Below are 19,775 nucleotides of genomic sequence, written 5' to 3' on the forward strand. Positions count from 1 at the left end.
ATCTCAGCTGAAGTGTTCGACCTTCACCTGTGTCGCCGCGGCCAGGGCGGCGAATTCCTGGGCAATCCGCATATTCTTGGGATCGTCCATCAATCTCAATTGCGCAATCGTGGCCACATCGGCCCTGCGCCCGAGATTTTGCTCGATCCAGTCCGCCTCGAGCCGGATGTCATAGCGCACATAGCGGAAGAGCGGCCCGCCGGGCAGACGCATGCCCTGCATATCGCCCACTTCGCTGTTGATCTTCCACGGCGTCGGCGTCGTGCCCAAAGCCTGCATCAGGCCGATGGTCTGCGATTCCGTGTCGAACATCAAACCGGTCAGTGCCTTGAGCGCCAGCCCGGCCGCCGTCATCCCGGTTGCCTCCTTCGGCGTCATCAATTGCCGATAGCCGCCGGTGCCGACCGAGACGATTGTCAGGTTTTCCGCACCAAGCGCCCAGTTCAGACCATATTGCGGCAGTGCCACCTGAAGGAAGAGTGGCATCGAGGGGTTGTTGTACGGCGACACGCCGCCATCGACGAACAGCCCCTGATCGCCGTTGCTCAGCACATCCATCGGCTCGGGATCGAAATAGTGGGGTGCCGCGGTCGAGGCGCGGATCACCTTGGCAACCGGATAGTTCCGGTTGCCGATATAACTCTTCTCCGGCGGGTCGTTCCAATAGGGTGCCTTCGGATTGTTGGCGATGATCCAGGGGCTGCCTGTATCCATGCGCTTGGCGATGACGCAGAAACCGATCTTGAACCGGTTGCTGTCGAAGGTCATGTCGCCGAAAACATTGTTCAGTTCGTTCTGCAATTCCTTGATCGAGAATTTTGCCTGCAGCCCGAGAATGCGCAGCCGCGACCGGCGGAAGACCTTTGGTGCCAGGCGATTATAGAGGTCCCTGACTTCGGTCGCACTCATGCCCAGCGCCAGGCCGCCGGCGATGATCGCCCCCGTCGACGTGCCGCCGATCAGATCGAAATGCTCGTGCAGCAGAACCCGCCGTCCGGCGCGTTCCGACAGCTGGTCCTCCATCTGTTGCAGGAATTGCAGCGAGATCGCCCCGCGCACGCCGCCACCGTCGAGCGACAGGATGCGCTTGGGGCCATCGGATAACAAATGCACGTCGCGTTCTGACATCGATCCACCCTTCTCCGTCGCGGCAAGATTAAGCGACATTTCGTCGAGCTTGAAAAGAAGAAAGTCACTTCCACGAACGTCTGATAAAATGGAGATGCGGAAATTATCACCGGCGGGTATGGAGGAACGCCGAAATGAAATTGAAGCTTTCCATTTCAGCATCCGCATGAAATTGTTGACGGTACGATGCCGGAACTTCCGCTTCACACGCATGGGATGAGGGAGGGTACCCTGTACTTCAAACTGAGATCCACGCTGCAGCGATTGCTTGACGGGGCGCCTGCGAAGCGCCGCCGAATTCATCCGGAGATCTCCTGATTGGAAAACGGCGACGACATCCACTTCCCGAACGACGCGGCACTGGCGGCGTGGCAATTGCTGGCGCGGACCCCGTTCGCCGACCAGGCGATGGCCGTCGGCCATAGGCGCATTCGGCTGCTGTTCGCCGGCTTTTCGCAGACCGTGACGGAGATCATCATCCAACTGCTGCGCGCTTCCGCCTTCGAGGGATTGGATCCGGTCCGCATCGACATTTTCTGCGAGGACCGGCGTTCCACGGCTGAACGCATCGTCAGCCGCGCCACCAATCTTCGACACATGCTGGACGGCCATGAAGCAGACAAGCATCAACCTCTGGCTTGGGCTGGCCGCATCCATCTCCATGAGGAGCGCTCTGTCGACCTCATCCATAATCCTGCCCTCAGCGACGCGCTCGCAACGGACGGTCCTTTCACGGCGATCGTCATTGCCGGCGACGATCAGACAGCCAATGTCAGGACGGCGCTTTCGCTCCGGCCATGGACTGCCCGGCATCCGGTGTTTGCCGCGCCGATCTATATCCAGGCCGACAGATCGGAAGGCTCCAGCGAATTCTACATCCGTTATGACGGCATCCGGCCGAAACCGGCCGCCGGACTTCTGGCGATGATCAGAGGCAGCAAAGACGAAGCGGAAGTGATAGAACCCTTCGGCACACCGGAAGACCTCCATTCACCGGGCTCCCTGCTCGCCGAACGGGAAATGCTTGCCAAGCGTGTGCACGAGGCCTATCGACGGAGGCGCCGCGAAGCGCTCGCCCGACAGGGTAGCACTGAACGCACCGACCTCCCCGACTGGAACAATCTCGACGACACCTACCGGCAGGCCAATCGCCGCGCCGTGGACCTCATCCCCGCCTTGCGCCTCGCTGCCGGTCTGCCGAATTGGTGGGATCGCAATGCCGGACTGCCACGCGGCCTCGTCGACGATCCCCGGTCGTTGGAAAGACTGTCGCGCATGACCCACAAATCCTGGCGCGCCGACCGCGAACTCGACGGCTGGCTGCCCGCCGCCGTACGGGATTCCGACAGGCGGCTGCACACCGACCTCGTGGACTATGATGATCTCTCGGAAGAGAAGAAGGAGCTGGATCGCGAGCAGATACGCCTGCTTGCCGATTTTCAGCCCAAACAAGAGGCATGACGATGAGAACGGTACGGATCTTCATCTCCTCGCCTTCGGACGCCAATCGCGAGCGCGACCGGCTCTCGCGCGTTGCGCGGCGCCTGAACCGGATTTACGCGGAAGTGGTGGAATTGCAAATCATCCGATGGGAGGACGATTTCTATAGCGCCCACGAAACCTTCCAGACGCAGATTCCGGAAGCCAAGACCTGCGACATCGTCATCGGCATCCTGAAACATCGGCTCGGCTCGCCGCTGCCTTCGACCTTCCCGCACATGCCCGAAAGCGACCCCTTCCGCGGCGAAGCCTATCCGTCGGGCACCGCTTATGAAATCCTGTCGTCGATCGCCAATCGCGTGCTGGATGGCAGTGAAAAGCCCGACATCTATGTTTTCCGCGACGAGGAACCGCCGGTGGTCAGTCTCGGCTCCGGCGACATGGAGCGCATCGGCAGGGAATGGACGCGTCTGGAGGATTTTGCCCGCCGCTTCTTCTTCACCGCCGAGGGCGATTTCCGTTTCGCCTTCCAGACCTTCCGCTCCGCCAACCAGTTCGAGGCGCAGATCGAAAACCTGCTGCGCAAATGGATCGAAACGAATGTCTATGCCGAGCATCGCTCGACCTGGCCGGTGGATACCAAGGGCTCGCCTTTCCGGGCGCTCGACGTGTTCGATTTCGCCCATCGCGACGTCTTCTTCGGTCGCGATCGCGATACGGCGAGGATTGTCGAACTGCTCGCCGATATCGGCACCGAGGCACTGGCCCCGGACAGTACCAAACAGCCCTTCCTGCTGTTGACCGGCCCCAGCGGCGCCGGCAAATCCTCGCTTCTGCGCGCTGGTGTCGTGCCTGCCCTGATCGGCAGCGACGTTGCCGATACAGAACAATGGCGCGCGGCAATCATGACGCCTTTGGCTACCGGCCAGGGACCATTCCGGGCGCTCGCTGCAGCGCTTCTGGGGGCCGAGCCCGGAAAGATGCCTTCTGAAGAAGCGGGCGCTGCCAAGGACGACGAGCTTCTGGCGCTGCCGGAATTGCGCGCCGGCGCATTCTCGAATGTCGATTCGCTGGCCAAACTGCTCGCCCACGCCGATACCAGCGCAGCACTTGTCGTCATCGATGCGCTGCAGCGCGTCGAGAAAGATTTGTCGGCTAAGGAAAAGTTCGACAAGCCGCCGAAAGTGCGGTTGCTGCTCGTCATCGACCAGCTCGACGAGATTTTCTCCAGCGAGGTTTCCGAATCCGATCGCGCCGCCTTCGCGGCGCTGCTGACCGAGTTTGCCAACACGGACAATATCTGGATCGCGGCGTCGTTGCGTGCCGGCCTGTATGAAAGCTATCTCAGCGAGCCAGGCTTCTTCGCGCTCAGGAATGCCGGTGCAATCTATGATCTCGGCCCGCCCGGCACGACTGAACTGGCAGATATCGTTCGCAAGCCCGCCCAGGCCGCAGACATCGTCTATGAGAAGGATCCGGTCAGCGGCAGCGTGCTCGACGAACTCCTGCTCGCCGATTTCGACCGCCCGGACATGCTGCCGCTCCTGCAGTTCACGCTCGAGGCGCTGTTTCAGCGGCGCGAGACGCGCGACGGCGTCATGACGCTGACCCATGCCGCCTATCGCAACATGAACGGCATTGCCGGCGCCGTGCAAACCGCAGCCGCTGCGGCCATGGCCAAGGTCGGTGAAGCCGAGCGGCAGAAATTACCAAAGCTGCTGCGCCGGCTGGTGACCACCGGACAGGCCGGAGAGACGGAAAATGCGCCGCTGGTCCTCAACGACGTGCCGGCCTCGGACCTGGAAGGTGATCCGGAAATGCTGCGCCTTGCCGAGGCGCTGACGGAATCGCGCATACTGGTCGCCAGCGGCTTTTCCACGCAAAGCCGTAGTTACAGGCTCGCCCATCAGCGGCTGCTGACGCTCTGGGACGACGCCGCCACGGCGATCCAGGAAAACACCACGTTCTATCGCGTTTCCGACGAGCTCGAACGGGCCCGTCGCCGCTGGCAGCGCCTGGGCCGCAGAAGTTCGCAGCTTATCCGCGACCCCATTCTCCTCACCGAGGCGACACGGCTGAGCCGCAGCTATCCGGACGAAATCCGTCATGAGAGCCTGGAATTCATCCGCCGCTCGCGGCTCCGGGCGCGGCGCGGCACGATCATACTCGGCGTAGCGGCCTTCGTCTTCGCCGTGCTGTTCGCCGGCACGATCTGGTTCTACCAGAAGGCCAAGGACGCAGAAGCCCTGGCGCTCGAACAAAAGAAGAAGGCGGAGGACAGTTTCGACCTCGCCCAGAATACGCTGCAGGGCGTCGTCTCGGACATTGCTGGCGGTCTCAAGAATGTCCAGGGGATGAGCATCGAAAATCGCCGCGCGATCCTGATGCGCGTCAGCCGCTCGGTCGACATGCTGCGCTACACGGCGGGCGACAATCCCGCGCTCAATTCGACGCGCGCCATGATGCTCAAGGCATTCGGCGATGCCTATTGGTCGGGCGGCGATACGCTCAAGGCGCTGCAATCCTATCAGGAGGCAACCAGTCTCTATATCGGCATGCTGAAGACTGCCAAGGGAGCGGACCTGAATGAGGCGAACAGACAGATCGCCAATGGCCTCGACAATATCGGCGACATCCTCGTCAGCCAGGGCAAACGCGACGACGCCTTACAGATCTTCAACAAGAGTATCCGGATCCGGCAGAAGCTTCTCGCCGCAAATCCCAAAGACAGCATGCTGAAGCGGGATGCGATGACGACCACGGAGCGCCTTGTGCAACTGCGCCAGGCCATGGGCGATGTCAAAGGCGCGATAGAGACGCTTGGGCAAAGCATCGCGCAGTCCCGCGCCCAATTGAAACTCTATCCCGGCGACACGGGGACCAAGCGCGACCTCAGCGTCGACCTCGAAGGCAGTGCCGATCTTGAACTGCAGCGCGGCAATCGCACCAAGGCTGAGGCGCTCAGCAAGGAAGCCCTCGATATCCGCAAGCAGCTCTACGATCTCAATCCGAACGACACGTTTGCGGCCAGCGACTATATGATCTCTTTACGCCGCAAGGCCGACTTCGCCAGGGATAGTGGTGACCAGGCAACCGCCAAGGAAACTTATGGCCAAGCTCTGACGATGGCGCAAAAGCTTTCCGCATCCGATCCCGGCAACGTCGTGTGGCAGCGGGACGTTGCAATCGTGCTCAACAATCTCGGCGATATTTTCGAAGCCGAAGACAATGCGGGCAAGGCGCGCGAAAACTATGAGCAAGCCCTCTCCATGGCGCGCAAGATGGCGGCGATCAATCCACAGAACGTGGTATTCCAAAGCGATGTAGCCTACGGTCTCAACAAGATCGCCGATCTCCTGCAAAAACAGGCCAAATACAAGGAGGCGGACCCCTTCTACGAGCAGTCGCTGGTGATCGCGCGCCAGCAGGCGGCAGCCGATTCCGGCCGCCTCGATTTGCAGCGGAACATCTCCTTCACGCTCACCCGTATCGGCGATACGAAATATCTGGCGAACGATCGCGACGGCGCGATGAGCGCCTACAAGGAGGCGCTCACGATCGCCCGCAAGCTCACCGGCACCGACGCGACCAACATCATCTGGCAGAACGACCTGCAACTCATCATTTCCCGGATCGCAGACCTGCAATTCGACAAGCGCCAGATGCAGGATGCGCTGGCCGGCCTTCGTGAAAGCGCCGAGATATTGAACAGACTCCGCCTCGTCGATCCGAACCGTGTCGACTGGCAAAATACCATGGCCGCGATGCTCGACAGGATGGGTGACGCGAGCGTCAGTCTGGCAGATACGGCGTCGGCGATGGATTCCTACCAGAGGGGACTTTCACTTGTCGTGGACCTGTTGAAAAACACGCCCGGTGCAAGCAGATTGCAGCGTCGGCAGGCCTATTTCCTTGGCAAGATCGGCACGCTGCAATACCGCCAGGGCGACAGGACAGCCGCTGCGGCGAATTTCAAGCAGGCCCTCGACATCGCCCGCACGATCGTCCGCAAGGACCCGAATGCGGGAGATGCCCAGACCGATGTCGCGCTCGGCCTGCTCAATCTGGAGCAGGTGCAAACCGGCGCCGAGCGGCTTGCCAGCCTGAAAGAGGCCGCGACCATCGCCGACAAGCTCGCGGCGGCAAACCAATTGGCCGCCGCACAGAAAACCTTGCCGGATCGCATCCGCGCGGAATTGGCCAAGGCCCTGCCGTAGCATCGATCCGACGCATTGCCGGCACGGCGATCACGCCATTGTTCGCGCTGGCCGATGCAGAGGCCCCCGTCGTCGATATCCCGGTCGCCGGTCAGCACATTCCTCTCGAAGCGTTCGATCGTGGCTTTCGTTTCCGCGATCGATGAATTCTGTGATGACACATCTTTTGTTTGAGCATGTCCTTGTCCTGAAACCGGTGCCCACTTTCAGGCGACATACTCCAAAACCGTCCACAGCAACACAATTTGCCGTGGCCGGCAAATTGTGGCATGCCCTGTGAACGGGTGTTTCAGATATGGTGGCGGGGCTATTGACTATCGGGGAATTCGAGCCGCTTGCCGGCCCGGCCGAAAGGCTGCATGCCAAGGTCGCCAACCATCTCGGCCTGGCGATCGTCCGCGGCGACTTGAAGCCGGGTCAGGCGCTGCCGCCGGAGCTGCAGCTTTGCGAGATGCTTGGCGTCAGCCGCACGGCGATGCGCGAGGCGATCCGCGGCCTTGTCGCCAAGGGCATGATCGATTCCCGGCCGCGGCTCGGCACACGGGTCCGCGAACCCGCCCATTGGAACCATCTTGACCCCGACGTGCTGCGCTGGCGCGTCGAGACGACGGACACCGAAACCTATCTCAAGAAGATGTTTCAGCTGCGCTATGCGACGGAACCCTCCGCTGCAGCCATGGCGGCGGCCAATGCCGATGCTGAGGATCACACGCGGCTCAAGCGCGACTTCCAGGCCATGGTCGATGCTGGCGACGACAATGCCGCCTGGGTCGAGGCCGATCTCCTGTTTCATCGGTCGATCTACCTGGCGACCCACAACGAATTCTTCTGGCCGATCGGCCAGTTGTTCAGTTTCGGGCTAAAGCAGATGTTCGATATCGCCGCGCAGGGCTCTCATCGGCCACGCGCCATTATCGAACATCGCGACGTGCTCAACGCCATTCTTGACGGCAAGCCGGACGCGGCGCGGGCTGCGGCGCTGACCCTGCTTGGCAATTCGGCGGCCGATATCGACCACATCCGCCATCCGCGGGGATAGTCGGGCAGGCTGATATCCCGGTTTTCCCGCCCTTTGCGGCCCGAAAAATCTTTACACTTTTAACCGGTCACTATATGCGGGCGGGCCATGAGCACAGAAAATCGCACGCCGCTTGACCATATCCGTAACTTCTCGATCGTGGCCCATATCGACCACGGCAAGTCGACGCTGGCTGACCGCCTGATCCAGACGACCGGCGGCCTTGCCGACCGCGAAATGTCTGAGCAGGTGCTCGACAACATGGACATCGAGAAGGAACGCGGCATCACCATCAAGGCCCAGACGGTGCGCCTGCACTACAAGGCCAACAATGGCGAGACCTATATCCTCAATCTGATGGACACGCCCGGCCATGTCGACTTCGCCTATGAAGTCAGCCGCTCGCTCGCTGCCTGCGAGGGCTCGCTGCTGGTCGTCGACGCCTCGCAGGGCGTGGAAGCGCAGACGCTCGCCAATGTCTACCAGGCGCTCGACGCCAACCATGAGATCGTGCCGATCCTCAACAAGATCGACCTGCCGGCCGCCGAACCCGACCGCATCAAGCAGCAGATCGAGGACGTCATTGGCCTCGACGCCTCAGACGCGGTGATGATCTCGGCCAAGACCGGCCTCGGCATCCCCGATGTGCTGGAAGCCATCGTCAACCGCCTGCCGCCGCCGAAGATCGGCGACGCCAATGCACCCCTGAAAGCCATGCTGGTCGACAGCTGGTACGACGCCTATCTCGGCGTCATGGTTCTGGTGCGCATCATCGACGGCGTGATGAAAAAGGGCCAGATCATCCGCATGATGGGCACCGATGCGAAATACGGCATCGAGCGGATCGGCGTGATGACCCCGAAAATGGTCAATGTCGATGAACTCGGCCCCGGCGAGGTCGGCTTCATCACCGCCTCGATCAAGGAAGTGGCCGACACCCGCGTCGGCGACACGATCACCGACGACAAGCGCCCGACCACCGAAGCCCTGCCGGGTTTCAAACCGGCCCAGCCGGTGGTGTTCTGCGGTCTCTTCCCCGTCGACGCCGCCGATTTCGAGGACCTGCGTGCTGCCGTCGGCAAGCTGCGCCTCAACGATGCCAGCTTCTCCTTCGAAATGGAAAGCTCTGCGGCTCTCGGCTTCGGCTTCCGCTGCGGCTTCCTCGGCCTGCTGCACCTTGAAATCATCCAGGAGCGGCTGGAACGCGAATTCGACCTCGACCTGATCGCCACCGCCCCGTCGGTCGTCTACCAGCTGAGCATGACCGACGGCTCCGAGCGCGAGCTGCACAATCCGGCCGACATGCCCGATGTCGTCAAGATCGGTGAAATCCGCGAACCCTGGATCCGCGCCACGATCATGACGCCGGATGACTATCTCGGCTCGGTGCTGAAACTCTGCCAGGACCGCCGTGGCGTCCAGATCGAGCTTACCTATGCCGGCAGCCGCGCCATGGTCACCTACGACCTGCCGCTCAACGAAGTTGTCTTCGACTTTTACGACCGGCTGAAATCGATCTCCAAGGGCTACGCCTCCTTCGACTACCATCTCACCGATTATCAGGAAGGCAATCTCGTCAAGATGTCGATCCTGGTCAACGGCGAGCCGGTCGACGCGCTCTCCATGCTCGTCCACCGCTCACAGGCCGAAAAGCGCGGCCGTGACATGTGCGAGAAGCTCAAGGAACTGATCCCGCGCCACATGTTCAAGATCCCGATCCAGGCCGCCATCGGCGGCAACGTCATCGCCCGCGAGACGATTTCGGCCATGCGCAAGGACGTGACGGCCAAATGCTACGGCGGCGACGCCACCCGCAAGCGCAAACTGCTCGACAAGCAGAAGGAAGGCAAAAAGCGCATGCGCCAGTTCGGCAAGGTCGATATCCCGCAGGAGGCGTTTATCGCGGCGCTGAGGATGAGCGACGAATAAAGCCATGCTTCAAGTCGGGCGTGACGAAAAATGGAATGTCAGAGTTGAGATCATTCGCTTTGTCAGCACTTATCAGCCCGGTATTGTCGAATTTAAACTGACGGACGCATACGGCTGCAATTGGTATTTCATCGAAAAGCAGGCGCTGCTCTGGCCTTACGACCTCGACCACGAGGATGACTTTCCGCAGCCGGGCTGGACAGCATACCATATCGTCGAGCGGTTCGTGGATGGCACGGGTCGAAACATCGTGCGGATCGACATCGAGCAGCCATGGTCGGTATGTTCAATCGAGGGCGAGCATGTCTTCGACATTCTCGCCAACCAGATTGAAGATCCCCCCGAAGCAATTAAGCGTATGCAGCAACTGTGGGACAGCGCCGATGGCCCACATCCTTTTGCATTCCATCTCTACAAATTCGCTGATCGTCGCTCGATGTTGTCACACATCGAATATCACAACATCAGCGACGTTATCGAAGAAGATCATGCAGTCAATTGGGGCTGCTTCGTGCTGCCAAAATCCGGCGTCATCGTCGTTGGCTTCAACCAAACCGGCCTGACACCGCAGGGCGTAGTTTTCGATAGCGCTCTTTACATTGGCGTCGGCGGGTTTTGCGCTTGCTATGACCTGGCGTCCAGTTCGCGTCGCTTTCTCCACCGGATGCCGACGCTGTTTCACGAATTCGTTCGCTTCAAGCCTTGGCTGATCGTGCAGGACGAGATCGGTTTTGTTGGGCTCGACGCGAATGGCAAGCAGCGATGGTGTCGTATTCTCGGCGATAGTGTCGAAGCGTTCGAACTGGATGGCAGTCGACTGAAGGGGCGCCTCATGAGTGGTGCTGAGTTTGCTTTGCAGATTCCGGACTGACCATCGCCGGCATTGCGCCATTGTCCGAACCTGCGCGATCGCGTTGTTCGAACTGATATCCTTTACTTTGCCGGTTTCAGCAGGATTGCGTGCCCAAAAGCGTTGCCACCGAGTCAGAAGATTCACTGACAATCCCCTATCGTTCCGACAGATTTCCTGTATCGTAGCCACTTGACGATTGACAATCTTGGCTAGGGGGTATCGCCAATGTCGGATGTTTTTCTGACCTATTTTCACACACTGCTCAGCCTGGTCGCCATAGTCACCGGCATCAGGGTCGTCTATGGCTTTCTCAAGAGCCAGACCTATCCCGGCTGGACCACGACCTATATCGTCACCACGACATTGACCCTGATCACCGGCTTCCTGTTTAAGTTCCATGGTTTCACACCAGCCATCGGCGTCGGAATTCTCTGCATTCTCATTCTGATCCCCACGCTCTACGCCAAATACAGGACGTCGCTGACCGGTATTTGGCGTATCGTCTATGTCGCCGGGTCGACGGTGCTTTTGTACTTCAACTGTTTCGTGCTGATCGCCCAGTCCTTCCAGAAAGTGCCCTTCCTGCACACGCTGGCACCGACCGGGTCCGAACCGCCCTTCGCGATTTCCCAGGCAATCCTGCTGATCGTTGCGATCATCGTCGGCTTTCTCAGCGTCCGCCGTTTCCGCACGCCGGGTCCGCTGCTCAGGGTGGTTCGCTGAAGGCGGCACGCGCGAATGAACAAGCGTTGTCTCGGGAGCCGTGCGCGTTATAGTGCATGGCATCCGGAGATTATCATGACCTCGAATGCTCGCAGCCCGAAACGGAACGCTTCACGCATCGACGGCGCGGATGCGCGAAACGGAATTTACGGGTCTCTCTCTGGCGAACAGGCAGAGAGAGACCGCTGTTGGCTGGCGGAAAATTCAGACGCGATTGATGCGGAGAATGTGTACACCGAAAAGCACGGTCTGCCGCTCGCGAAATACCGGCTCTTCTAATGGCTCGTTTCCAGGTTCGTATAAGCTACTTGCCTGAGTCCGAGGCCGGGCTATGAACACATCCTTTTGCCGAGAGACACTGATAGACCACATCCTTGCGGCCAAGCACAGCATCATACTCCTCGAAGCGCCGGCGGGCATGGGAAAATCGCAGTTGCTTCAGCAGCTTGGTGCGCACCTCGGCGCAACGGCTTGGACCTCGCACGAGATTCCACCGGGTGACGAACAGCCAATCACCCTCTGGGACATACCGCCGTATCGCCCAGCCCAGCCGCTGCCCGAACGCTTCCTCAATGATAGCGCTCGCATCGTCATCGCCAAACGCCCCGAAACCGAGCTGCCGGGACTCGCCCGCGCCATCAGCTATGGCCTCGTCGAACGGATCAGCAAAGAGTCTCTGCTCGTTTCCGAAGATGAGACCACTGCACTGTTCGGTGCAGCAGACGCCCCAATCATCCTCGCCCGCTCCGGCGGCTGGCCGCTGATCACCTTCCGCCATGGCCAGATCGACGGCATGGCAGAATTCCTGCGCCACGAATTCCTCGCCTCGGTGCCGGACGCCGACCTCGTCGACCTGAAGCTCATGGTCGAGGGCAGCCGACTTGCGGCTCGCAATCCCCACAGCCTCTTCCCCCTGGCACAGGCCGGTGACGATCGAAAACTTTCATTCCGCATTCCTGCAATCGCCGATGCCTTGCGCGAAAGCGCTGACACCGTGATTGCCGAACGCCTTGCCACGCCCGCCGGCGTCAAGGCGATCGCCGAGGCCTATGCCGACCGCGACCGGACGATCGAAGCGATCCTGACGTTCCAGTCGGCCGGTTTCTTCGACAATGCGCTGGCGCAGTTCAACCGCGCCGGCGGCCTGTTCTTCATCTATTTCCATGGTCCTGCCGATTTCGAGCGCGTGCTGTCGGGCTTTCCACCCAGCTACGCGCATCAGAGCGAGACGCTGGTCCTGTCATTGGCGCTGCAGGCGCTCAAGCGCGGTGATATTTCCCGCGCCCGCCGCCTGCTTGTCGATCGTTTTGGCGACACGGCCAATGATATCGAGACGGTGTTTTCCTCGCGCACCCTCTATTCGCGCGAGTTCCGCGAATTCCGCTTCCTGATGCTGATCTATGAGGATCACCATTTCGGCGAGGACCTGCTGGCGACTTTGTTCACGCTGATCGCCGAATTCCCCGGCGATGCGCACCTGTTCCGCGGCAGTTTCTACAATTCGGTGCTGGAATTCTATATCCGCCAGCGCCGCTTCGCCGAGGCGGAGGAGGTGGCGCAGCGGGCAATGTATCATTACAAATGCGCCAAGGCGCCGATGCTCTGCTTTTATATCAGCCTGCATCAGGCGATGATCGCGCTGATCGAGGGCGATACGCTGACGGCGCGCAAGCATGCGGCGCTGTCGCGCGAAAGCCTTATGGACGTGCCGTTCGAAACGCCCAACGACATGCGGCTGCAGACGCTGCTCGAAGCCTGCATCGAATATGAAGGCGGCCGTGCCGAGCCCTTGGCCCGCTTCCTCAACACCGAGATCGACGATTTCTCGCATGGCGAGATCTGGCCGAGCCTGATGGAATTCACCCTGCTCTATGGCAGCGAGGCGATGGCGACGCATTTCTCGCTGCTCGCCGCGCGCGGCTTCCTCGACCGTTGGCGCGTCTACCAGATCTCCAACCATGCCTTCCAGGCCATGGTCAGCACCCGCGAGGCGATCATCCTGCAGAACGCCAATCGCTGGTCGGAAGCCGCCGCACGGCTGAAAAGCGTCGACACCGCAATTGACCGCGACTGGGTGCTGGCCGACACGGACCGGCTTTCAGGCATCGCCGACCGCGACGACGTCGCTGTCGCACTCGGCTGGCTCCGGCAGATCCTGCACGAACAGCCGGACCTGCCGCAGATCGAAACGCTGCTCGACGCCGTCCACGGCAATCTCAACATCACCGACCGGCAGCGCATGGCGGTGGGCATCTGGCTCGCCTATATCCACAAGCGCCGGCAGGACCTCACCCGCGCCCGTGCCCTGCTGCTCGGCATATTCGAGGATGCCGCCCGGCTCGGCTCGATCGCGCCGCTGGCCGAGGAAAAACCTTTCCTCGGCGAACTGATCGACAACAAGCGCATCAGCCAGTTCTTGAGCGCCTCGCCAGCGATCCGCCAGGTGATCCGCAAGCTGCGCGACAGCGGCCACCTGACGCCCACCTCCGGCATCCGCAGCGAACTCTCCCGCCGCGAAAACAAAATCCTGGTGATGATCTCCGAAGGGGCCGCCAACAAATCCATCGCCGGCATGCTGGGCGTCAGCGAGGCGACGGTCAAATTCCACCTCGGCAATGTCTATCGCAAGCTCGGCTGCCGCACGCGGCAGGAGGCGATCAGCACGGCGCGCGCGGCGGGCATCGTCGGCTGACCTGCGACAACCTCACCTTTGGCACCTAGCCGAAGCGTATTGTTTCACCAAAACCTAGACTATTTAGACAAAAACCTAGACTTTCATCACGTTGTCACATGGCGATTGCCATGCAAGCTTGTCTCCGACGCCGTGCACTCCGCTGGCACGCGATCGAAAAGACGGCCGCACGGGCCGCTTCGGGAACCCATGTTGAACCGGGAGATACAATGAGCAAGCTCCGAATTCTCGCATCCACTGCCACCGCAGCGCTTATGCTGGGTGCAGCTGGCCTGTCGTCCGCCTCGGCCGAAACCGTCGTCACCATGAACACGGTGCAGATCTTCGGCACGATCGATCCAGCGAAAATCTCCGACTACACCGACTATATGGCCGCGGTGAACCTGTACGACGGCCTCGTCACCGTCGATTCCAAGGGCAATCTGCAGCCGGAACTGGCCGAAAGCTGGTCTATGTCGCCGGACGCCACCGAAGCGACCTTCAAGCTGCGTGCCGACGCGCATTTCTCCGACGGCACGCCGGTCACCGCCAAGGACGTCGTCTATTCGGTCGAGCGCCTCCTGAAGATCAACCAGGGGCCAGCGACCCTGTTCGCCGGCGTGCTCAAATCCGGTTCGGTCACCGCCGTCGACGACCACACGGTGAAGTTCAAGCTCGAAAAGACCTTCGCGCCCTTCTTGTCGACCGTGCCGGCGATTTTCATCGTCAATTCGAAGGTTGCTGAGGCCAATGCCGGCAGCGACAACGGCCAGACCTATTTTGCCACCCATGTGGCCGGCGCCGGCGCCTACCAGCTCAAGGATTGGGATCGCGGCGCCAAGATGACCATTACCCGCGACAAGAACTATTATCGCGGCTTCGGCAAAGGCCCGATCGACGAGGTGCGCTGGATCATCACCAATGACGAAGCAACGGTAAAATCGCTCGCCGCCTCCGGCGAACTGACCATGTCGAGCCAGTACCAATCGCCGGACACCTATAAGGCGCTGGCCGAGATGGGCCGATTCACCATCGTCAGCCAGGATACGACGATCGCCTTCTACCTGAAGCTCAACACCAAGGTTGAGCCCACCGACGACATCCACATCCGTCGCGCCATCGCGCTGGCCACGGATTACGACACCATCCGCAACGTCATCTATCCGGGCGGCGAGATGCGTGGACCTCTGCCGAGCGGCTTTGCCGATTTCTACGCCAATGACCTGCCGGCCCAAAAGTTCGACCTGGAAGCGGCCAAGGCCGAAGTCGCCAAGTCGAAATATGCCGGCAAGGACATCCCGATCACGCTCGGTTGGGTCGCCGGCACCAAGTTCGAGGAAGAAATCAGCCTGCTGATGCAGTCCAATCTCGAACAGATCGGCTTCAAGGTCACCCAGCAATCCGACCCGTGGAACCGCGTGACGGAAGTCGCCTCCAAGGTCGACACCTCGCCGGCCGTCAACCAGATCTTCTTCGGACCGACCTATCCGTCACCGGATTCGATGTTCTACGCCCAGTATCATTCCAAGTCGGCCGGCACCTGGATGTCGATGGAATGGCTGCAGGACAAGGATATCGACAAGCTGATCGACGACGCCCGAGGCTCGGTCGACGTCAAGAAGCAGGCCGAAATCTACAAGGAATTGCAGCACAAGATCGTCGACATGCAGCCCGACGTCTTCCTGCTGACCCAGCGCGTGCAGCATGCGATGGACAAGTGCCTCACCGGCTTCAACGCCGTGCCGATGCAGTCCTTCGACTATAACTTCACCCGCTATAGCTGGAACTGCAAGTAAGCGGCTTTGGCGCTGCCCTCACCCTCTCCCCGTTTACGGCGGGGCAATCGCATCTGACGCTAAGACCCCTCCCCAGAAGGGGGAGGGACTAACCCAGCCTCACCGGCGAGCCCTAATTGAGGCAGGGAGAGTGCCACGGGTCTTCTCCCCCCTTGTGGGGGAGATGGCCGGCAGGCCAGAGAGGGTCTTAGCGCCATATGCAATAGCCCTCCCTTCGTGGGGGAGAGGGAACCCGCTTCCAGTCCGTCTCACCCGCGGCATCCAACGGATGTCCGAGAGGCGCAAACCGGATGAGGGGCATATCTCCGCCCGTCCGATAACTCAACAAGAGGCAAGTCGTTGGAATTCCTGCTCTTCCTCGTGAGGCGCGTTCTGTGGTCGATCCTCGTCCTGGTGGGCCTGTCGATCGTGATCTTCGTCATCGCCCGCGCCATGCCCGGCGATCCGGCGCGACTGGCGCTGGGGCCGCGTGCGACGCAGGAGCAGGTCCACGAATTGCAGCAGACGCTCGGCCTCGACAAGCCGCTCTACCAGCAATACGGCCTGTTCGTCACCGGCCTCGCCAGGGGCGATCTCGGCCTGTCGCTGCTGACCAAGCGGCCGGTCAACGACGATATCCGCGACACCTTCGCCGCCACCTTCGAACTGGTGCTGGCAACCATCACCATCGCCTTCGTCCTCGGCGTGCCGCTGGGCGTGATCGCGGCGCGCTGGAAGGACAAGTGGCCGGACAATATCGTCCGCATCATCGCCATCATCTCAGCCGTCACCCCCAGCTTCTTCCTGGCACTGCTGCTGCAAATATTAGCCGGCTATGTATTGCATATCCTGCCGACCACCGGCCGCCTGCCGCCGACAATGACATTCGTGCCTGACATCACCGGCCTGGTCACTGTCGATTCCATCCTGCACGGCCAATGGGACGTCTTCGGCCAGGCGCTGCGCTACTTGCTGCTGCCCTCGATCTCGCTTTGTGCCGCGACCATGGGCCAGATTGCCCGCATCACCCGCGCTTCGATGATCGACGTCTCCAGCCAGGACTATATCGAGGCCGCCCGTGCTTTCGGTATTCCCGAGCGGCTGCGGGTGATGAAATACATGCTGCGCCCAAGCTTCGTACCGCCGCTCACCATTTCCGGCCTGGAATTCGCCTCCCTGATCGGCAATGCCTTCGTCGTCGAACTGGTCTTCGCCTGGCCGGGCATGGCGGCTTACGGTGTCCGCACCATCCTGCAGAAGGACCTGAATGCGGTCATGGGCGTGGTGATCGTTTCCGGCGTGTTCTTCGTGGTTGTCAACCTGCTCATCGATGTCCTGGTCGGCTTCGTCGATCCGCGCGTCCGCATCCGGGGGCATCGCTGATGGCCGATATCGACACCCTCGCCGCCGAACCCGAGCGCCTCTCCAACGCCTACCAGAATTGGTATCGCTTCTCGCGCAACCCAACCGCCGTGATCGGCGCCGTCATCGTTATCGTCACGATCCTCGCCGCGATCTTCGCACCCTATATCACGCCCTATCCGAAGCATGTCGGCGCGGTTGTGGATTTCCGCGCCCGCCACCTGCCGCCCTCGTTCGAGCACCTGTTCGGCACCGACAATGTCGGCCGCGATCTCTTCACCCGCGTCATCTTCGGCGCCCGCATCTCGCTGCTGCTGGCCCTGGTGGTGCTCGGCACCGCCGTGCCCTTCGGCACCGTGCTTGGCCTGCTCGCCGGCTATTTCGGCGGCTGGGTGGAAACCGTGATCATGCGTCTCACCGACATCGCGCTCGCCATCCCGCCGCTGGTCATGGCGCTCGCCGTCGCGGCCGTGCTGTCGCCCGACCTGATCAATTCGATGATGGCGATCGCCGCGCTCTGGTGGACCTGGCACACGCGGCTCATCTATTCGATCACGCGGCAGCTTCGCACCCAGGAATTCGTTGAAGCGGCCGAGACGCTCGGGGCATCGAAATTCCACATCCTCTTTCGCGAAATCCTGCCGAATTGTGTCTCGGCGCTGGCGGTCAAGACTTCGCTCGATTGCGGCTTCGTCATCCTCGTCGGCGCTTCGCTGTCCTTCCTCGGCCTCGGCATCCAGCCGCCGACACCGGACCTCGGCACCATGGTGGCGCAGGGTTCCGCCTTCCTGCCGGATTACTGGTGGGAATCGGTGCTGCCCGGCTTCGCCATCCTGTTCATAGCGCTCGGCTTCAACCTGCTCGGCGACGGCCTGCGCGACCTCTTCGACGTCCAGGAGGTCAAATGAGCTACGCCCTTCTCTCCGTGAAAGGCCTCTCCGTCGAATTCTCGACCTATGGCCGCACCAACAAGGTCTTGCACGAGGTCTCGCTCGACGTGCCCGCCCATTCGCAGGTGGCGCTGGTCGGCGAAAGCGGCTCCGGCAAGACCGTGACCATGAAGGCGATCATGGGCTTGCTGCGCGAGCCGCCGGCCAGGATCACCGCAGGCCAAATCTTCTATGACGGCGCCGACCTGCTCACCATCCCCGATCGCGATCGCTTGAGGTTGCGCGGCACCTCCATGTCCATGGTCTTCCAGGATCCGATGAGTTCGCTGAACCCCGTCTTCACCATCGCCGACCAGATGGGCACGATCCTGAAATATGCCGACAAGCGTCTCGGCCGCAGCCGTTCGGGCCGCGAACGCATGGCGCGTGTGCATGAAGTGCTCGAACAGGTCCGCATGCGTGACCCAGAACGGGTCAGCCGCTCCTACCCGATCCAGCTCTCCGGCGGCATGCGTCAGCGCATCCTGATTGCCATGGCGCTACTGAGTGAACCCAAATTGCTGATCGCCGACGAGCCCGGCACCGCCCTCGATGTTACCACCCAGGCGCAGATCCTCAAACTGCTGAAAGACCTGGTCGAGGCGCGCGGACTGGCGCTGCTGATGATCACCCACAATCTCGGCGTCGTCCGCGAAACCTCCAGCCATGTGTACGTGATGAACAAGGGCGTGGTGGTCGAGCAAGGCCCGACCGGGGCGATCTTTTCCGATCCCAAGGACGCCTATACGAAGAGCCTGATCGCCGCTGTGCCGCGGCTGACCGGCGGCATGCAGTTCGGCAGAGCGGAGGCCAGGCCATGACCGCGCCCATGCTCGAAATCGTCAATCTCAAGAAATATTTCCCGGTCCACAATGCCTTCAGCCGGCATGTCAGCGACGTGCACGCGGTCGACGATGTCAGCTTTTCCATCGAGCGCGGCGCCGTCTACGGCCTTGCCGGCGAAAGCGGCTCGGGCAAGTCGACGATCGCCCGCATGGTCATGGGCCTGGAGACGGCGACATCCGGCGCGATCCGCATCGACGGCCGCGAGATCGCGGCAGGCCGGGGATCACGCGAGCACGGCAAGACCGTGCAGATGGTGTTCCAGAACCCCGGTTCGTCGCTCAATCCACGCCGCACCGTCGGCCAATCCATCGCCGTACCGCTCGATGCCCATGGGTTCCCCACCTCGAACCGGTCGAAGCGGATCAGCGAACTCTTGGAAATGGTGCAATTGCCGGCCAATTTCGCCGAACGGTTCCCGCACGAGCTCTCCGGCGGCCAGAAGCAGCGCGTCGCCATTGCCCGCGCACTTGCGGTGGCGCCGAAACTGCTGGTGCTCGACGAGCCGACCTCGGCGCTTGACGTCTCGGTGCAGGCGCGCGTCATCGACCTGCTGGTCGATCTCGGCAAGCGGCTCGACCTGACCTATCTTTTCATCTCGCATGACCTCAGCCTGATGCGCAATTTCGCCAGCCGCGTCGGCGTGCTCTATCGCGGCAAGCTGGTTGAGACCGGCTCGGTCGACGATGTCTTCATGCGCCCCCAACATGTTTACACGCAGCTTCTGCTCGCCTCCGTGCCGGTGATCTCGGCCGAGGAAGAGGCGATGCGTCCAAAAATTCCGCTGATCGACGGTGAGATTCCAACGGCCGAGAAACTCATCGAATTCAGGGGCGGCTCTGCCGCTCCCGAGCAGGCGTCGAATGCCTAACAAGCCTTCAATGAGG

The 19,775-nt window shown here is 61.3% G+C and carries 14 protein-coding genes; 13 read left to right on the forward strand and 1 reads right to left on the reverse strand.

From position 1 onward, the window contains the following. Positions 1–3: 3 nt before the first annotated feature. A complete protein-coding gene (locus AC1D06_RS05595; RefSeq protein ID WP_477985484.1) occupies positions 4–1,128 on the reverse strand; it encodes a patatin-like phospholipase family protein in 1,125 nt (374 codons plus the stop codon). A gap of 318 nt (positions 1,129–1,446) precedes the next feature. Between AC1D06_RS05595 and AC1D06_RS05600 the strand changes: the two genes are divergently transcribed. The 13 genes from AC1D06_RS05600 (at position 1,447) to AC1D06_RS05660 (ending at position 19,759) form a co-directional block, all read left to right on the forward strand. Then, positions 1,447–2,589: a RyR domain-containing protein gene (locus tag AC1D06_RS05600; protein ID WP_477985485.1), complete on the forward strand. Its 1,143-nt coding sequence runs from the start codon at positions 1,447–1,449 to the stop codon at positions 2,587–2,589. Positions 2,590–2,591: 2 nt separating this feature from the next. Beyond that, on the forward strand, positions 2,592–6,785 hold the full coding sequence (locus AC1D06_RS05605) for an nSTAND1 domain-containing NTPase (protein WP_477985486.1): 4,194 nt from the start codon (positions 2,592–2,594) through the stop codon (positions 6,783–6,785). Positions 6,786–7,095: 310 nt separating this feature from the next. Further along, positions 7,096–7,824: a FadR/GntR family transcriptional regulator gene (locus AC1D06_RS05610; RefSeq protein WP_477985487.1), complete on the forward strand. Its 729-nt coding sequence runs from the start codon at positions 7,096–7,098 to the stop codon at positions 7,822–7,824. 87 nt (positions 7,825–7,911) lie between these two features. Continuing rightward, the gene (gene lepA, locus AC1D06_RS05615; RefSeq protein ID WP_477985488.1) at positions 7,912–9,732 is read left to right on the forward strand and encodes a translation elongation factor 4; all 1,821 of its coding nucleotides are present in this window, start codon (positions 7,912–7,914) and stop codon (positions 9,730–9,732) included. A 4-nt stretch (positions 9,733–9,736) separates the two neighbouring features. After that, the gene (locus tag AC1D06_RS05620; RefSeq protein ID WP_477985489.1) at positions 9,737–10,603 is read left to right on the forward strand and encodes a hypothetical protein; all 867 of its coding nucleotides are present in this window, start codon (positions 9,737–9,739) and stop codon (positions 10,601–10,603) included. A gap of 207 nt (positions 10,604–10,810) precedes the next feature. Next, positions 10,811–11,308 (forward strand): hypothetical protein, encoded by a 498-nt coding sequence (locus AC1D06_RS05625; RefSeq protein ID WP_477985490.1) that lies wholly within the window; start codon positions 10,811–10,813, stop codon positions 11,306–11,308. A 75-nt stretch (positions 11,309–11,383) separates the two neighbouring features. Further along, positions 11,384–11,587, forward strand: coding sequence for a type II toxin-antitoxin system CcdA family antitoxin (locus AC1D06_RS05630; protein WP_477985491.1), 204 nt, complete (start codon positions 11,384–11,386; stop codon positions 11,585–11,587). Between the two features lie 52 nt (positions 11,588–11,639). Beyond that, positions 11,640–14,000, forward strand: a complete 2,361-nt coding sequence (locus AC1D06_RS05635) for a helix-turn-helix transcriptional regulator (protein WP_477985492.1) — start codon at positions 11,640–11,642, stop codon at positions 13,998–14,000. Between the two features lie 209 nt (positions 14,001–14,209). After that, positions 14,210–15,775 (forward strand): ABC transporter substrate-binding protein, encoded by a 1,566-nt coding sequence (locus AC1D06_RS05640; RefSeq protein WP_477985493.1) that lies wholly within the window; start codon positions 14,210–14,212, stop codon positions 15,773–15,775. Between the two features lie 339 nt (positions 15,776–16,114). Continuing rightward, positions 16,115–17,137: an ABC transporter permease gene (locus tag AC1D06_RS05645; protein WP_477985494.1), complete on the forward strand. Its 1,023-nt coding sequence runs from the start codon at positions 16,115–16,117 to the stop codon at positions 17,135–17,137. After that, complete coding sequence (locus AC1D06_RS05650) at positions 17,137–18,024, forward strand: ABC transporter permease (protein WP_477985495.1); 888 nt, start codon at positions 17,137–17,139, stop codon at positions 18,022–18,024. The genes AC1D06_RS05645 and AC1D06_RS05650 overlap by 1 nt, the downstream gene beginning before the upstream one ends. Beyond that, a complete protein-coding gene (locus AC1D06_RS05655) occupies positions 18,021–18,866 on the forward strand; it encodes an ABC transporter ATP-binding protein (protein ID WP_477985496.1) in 846 nt (281 codons plus the stop codon). Before AC1D06_RS05650 ends, AC1D06_RS05655 begins: the two co-directional genes overlap by 4 nt. Beyond that, positions 18,863–19,759 (forward strand): ATP-binding cassette domain-containing protein, encoded by an 897-nt coding sequence (locus AC1D06_RS05660; protein WP_477985497.1) that lies wholly within the window; start codon positions 18,863–18,865, stop codon positions 19,757–19,759. The genes AC1D06_RS05655 and AC1D06_RS05660 overlap by 4 nt, the downstream gene beginning before the upstream one ends. Positions 19,760–19,775: the final 16 nt, after the last annotated feature.

This window comes from Rhizobium sp. P2_G2 (assembly GCF_056403555.1).

Coding starts and splice junctions, on each gene's coding strand:
- AC1D06_RS05650 (WP_477985495.1), top strand. CDS start 17,137: ATGGCCGATATCGACACCCTCGCCGCCGAACCCGAGCGCCTCTCCAAC.
- AC1D06_RS05595 (WP_477985484.1), bottom strand. CDS start 1,128: ATGTCAGAACGCGACGTGCATTTGTTATCCGATGGCCCCAAGCGCATC.
- AC1D06_RS05640 (WP_477985493.1), top strand. CDS start 14,210: ATGAGCAAGCTCCGAATTCTCGCATCCACTGCCACCGCAGCGCTTATG.
- AC1D06_RS05625 (WP_477985490.1), top strand. CDS start 10,811: ATGTCGGATGTTTTTCTGACCTATTTTCACACACTGCTCAGCCTGGTC.
- AC1D06_RS05630 (WP_477985491.1), top strand. CDS start 11,384: ATGACCTCGAATGCTCGCAGCCCGAAACGGAACGCTTCACGCATCGAC.
- AC1D06_RS05660 (WP_477985497.1), top strand. CDS start 18,863: ATGACCGCGCCCATGCTCGAAATCGTCAATCTCAAGAAATATTTCCCG.
- AC1D06_RS05605 (WP_477985486.1), top strand. CDS start 2,592: ATGAGAACGGTACGGATCTTCATCTCCTCGCCTTCGGACGCCAATCGC.
- AC1D06_RS05655 (WP_477985496.1), top strand. CDS start 18,021: ATGAGCTACGCCCTTCTCTCCGTGAAAGGCCTCTCCGTCGAATTCTCG.
- AC1D06_RS05635 (WP_477985492.1), top strand. CDS start 11,640: ATGAACACATCCTTTTGCCGAGAGACACTGATAGACCACATCCTTGCG.
- lepA (WP_477985488.1), top strand. CDS start 7,912: ATGAGCACAGAAAATCGCACGCCGCTTGACCATATCCGTAACTTCTCG.
- AC1D06_RS05620 (WP_477985489.1), top strand. CDS start 9,737: ATGCTTCAAGTCGGGCGTGACGAAAAATGGAATGTCAGAGTTGAGATC.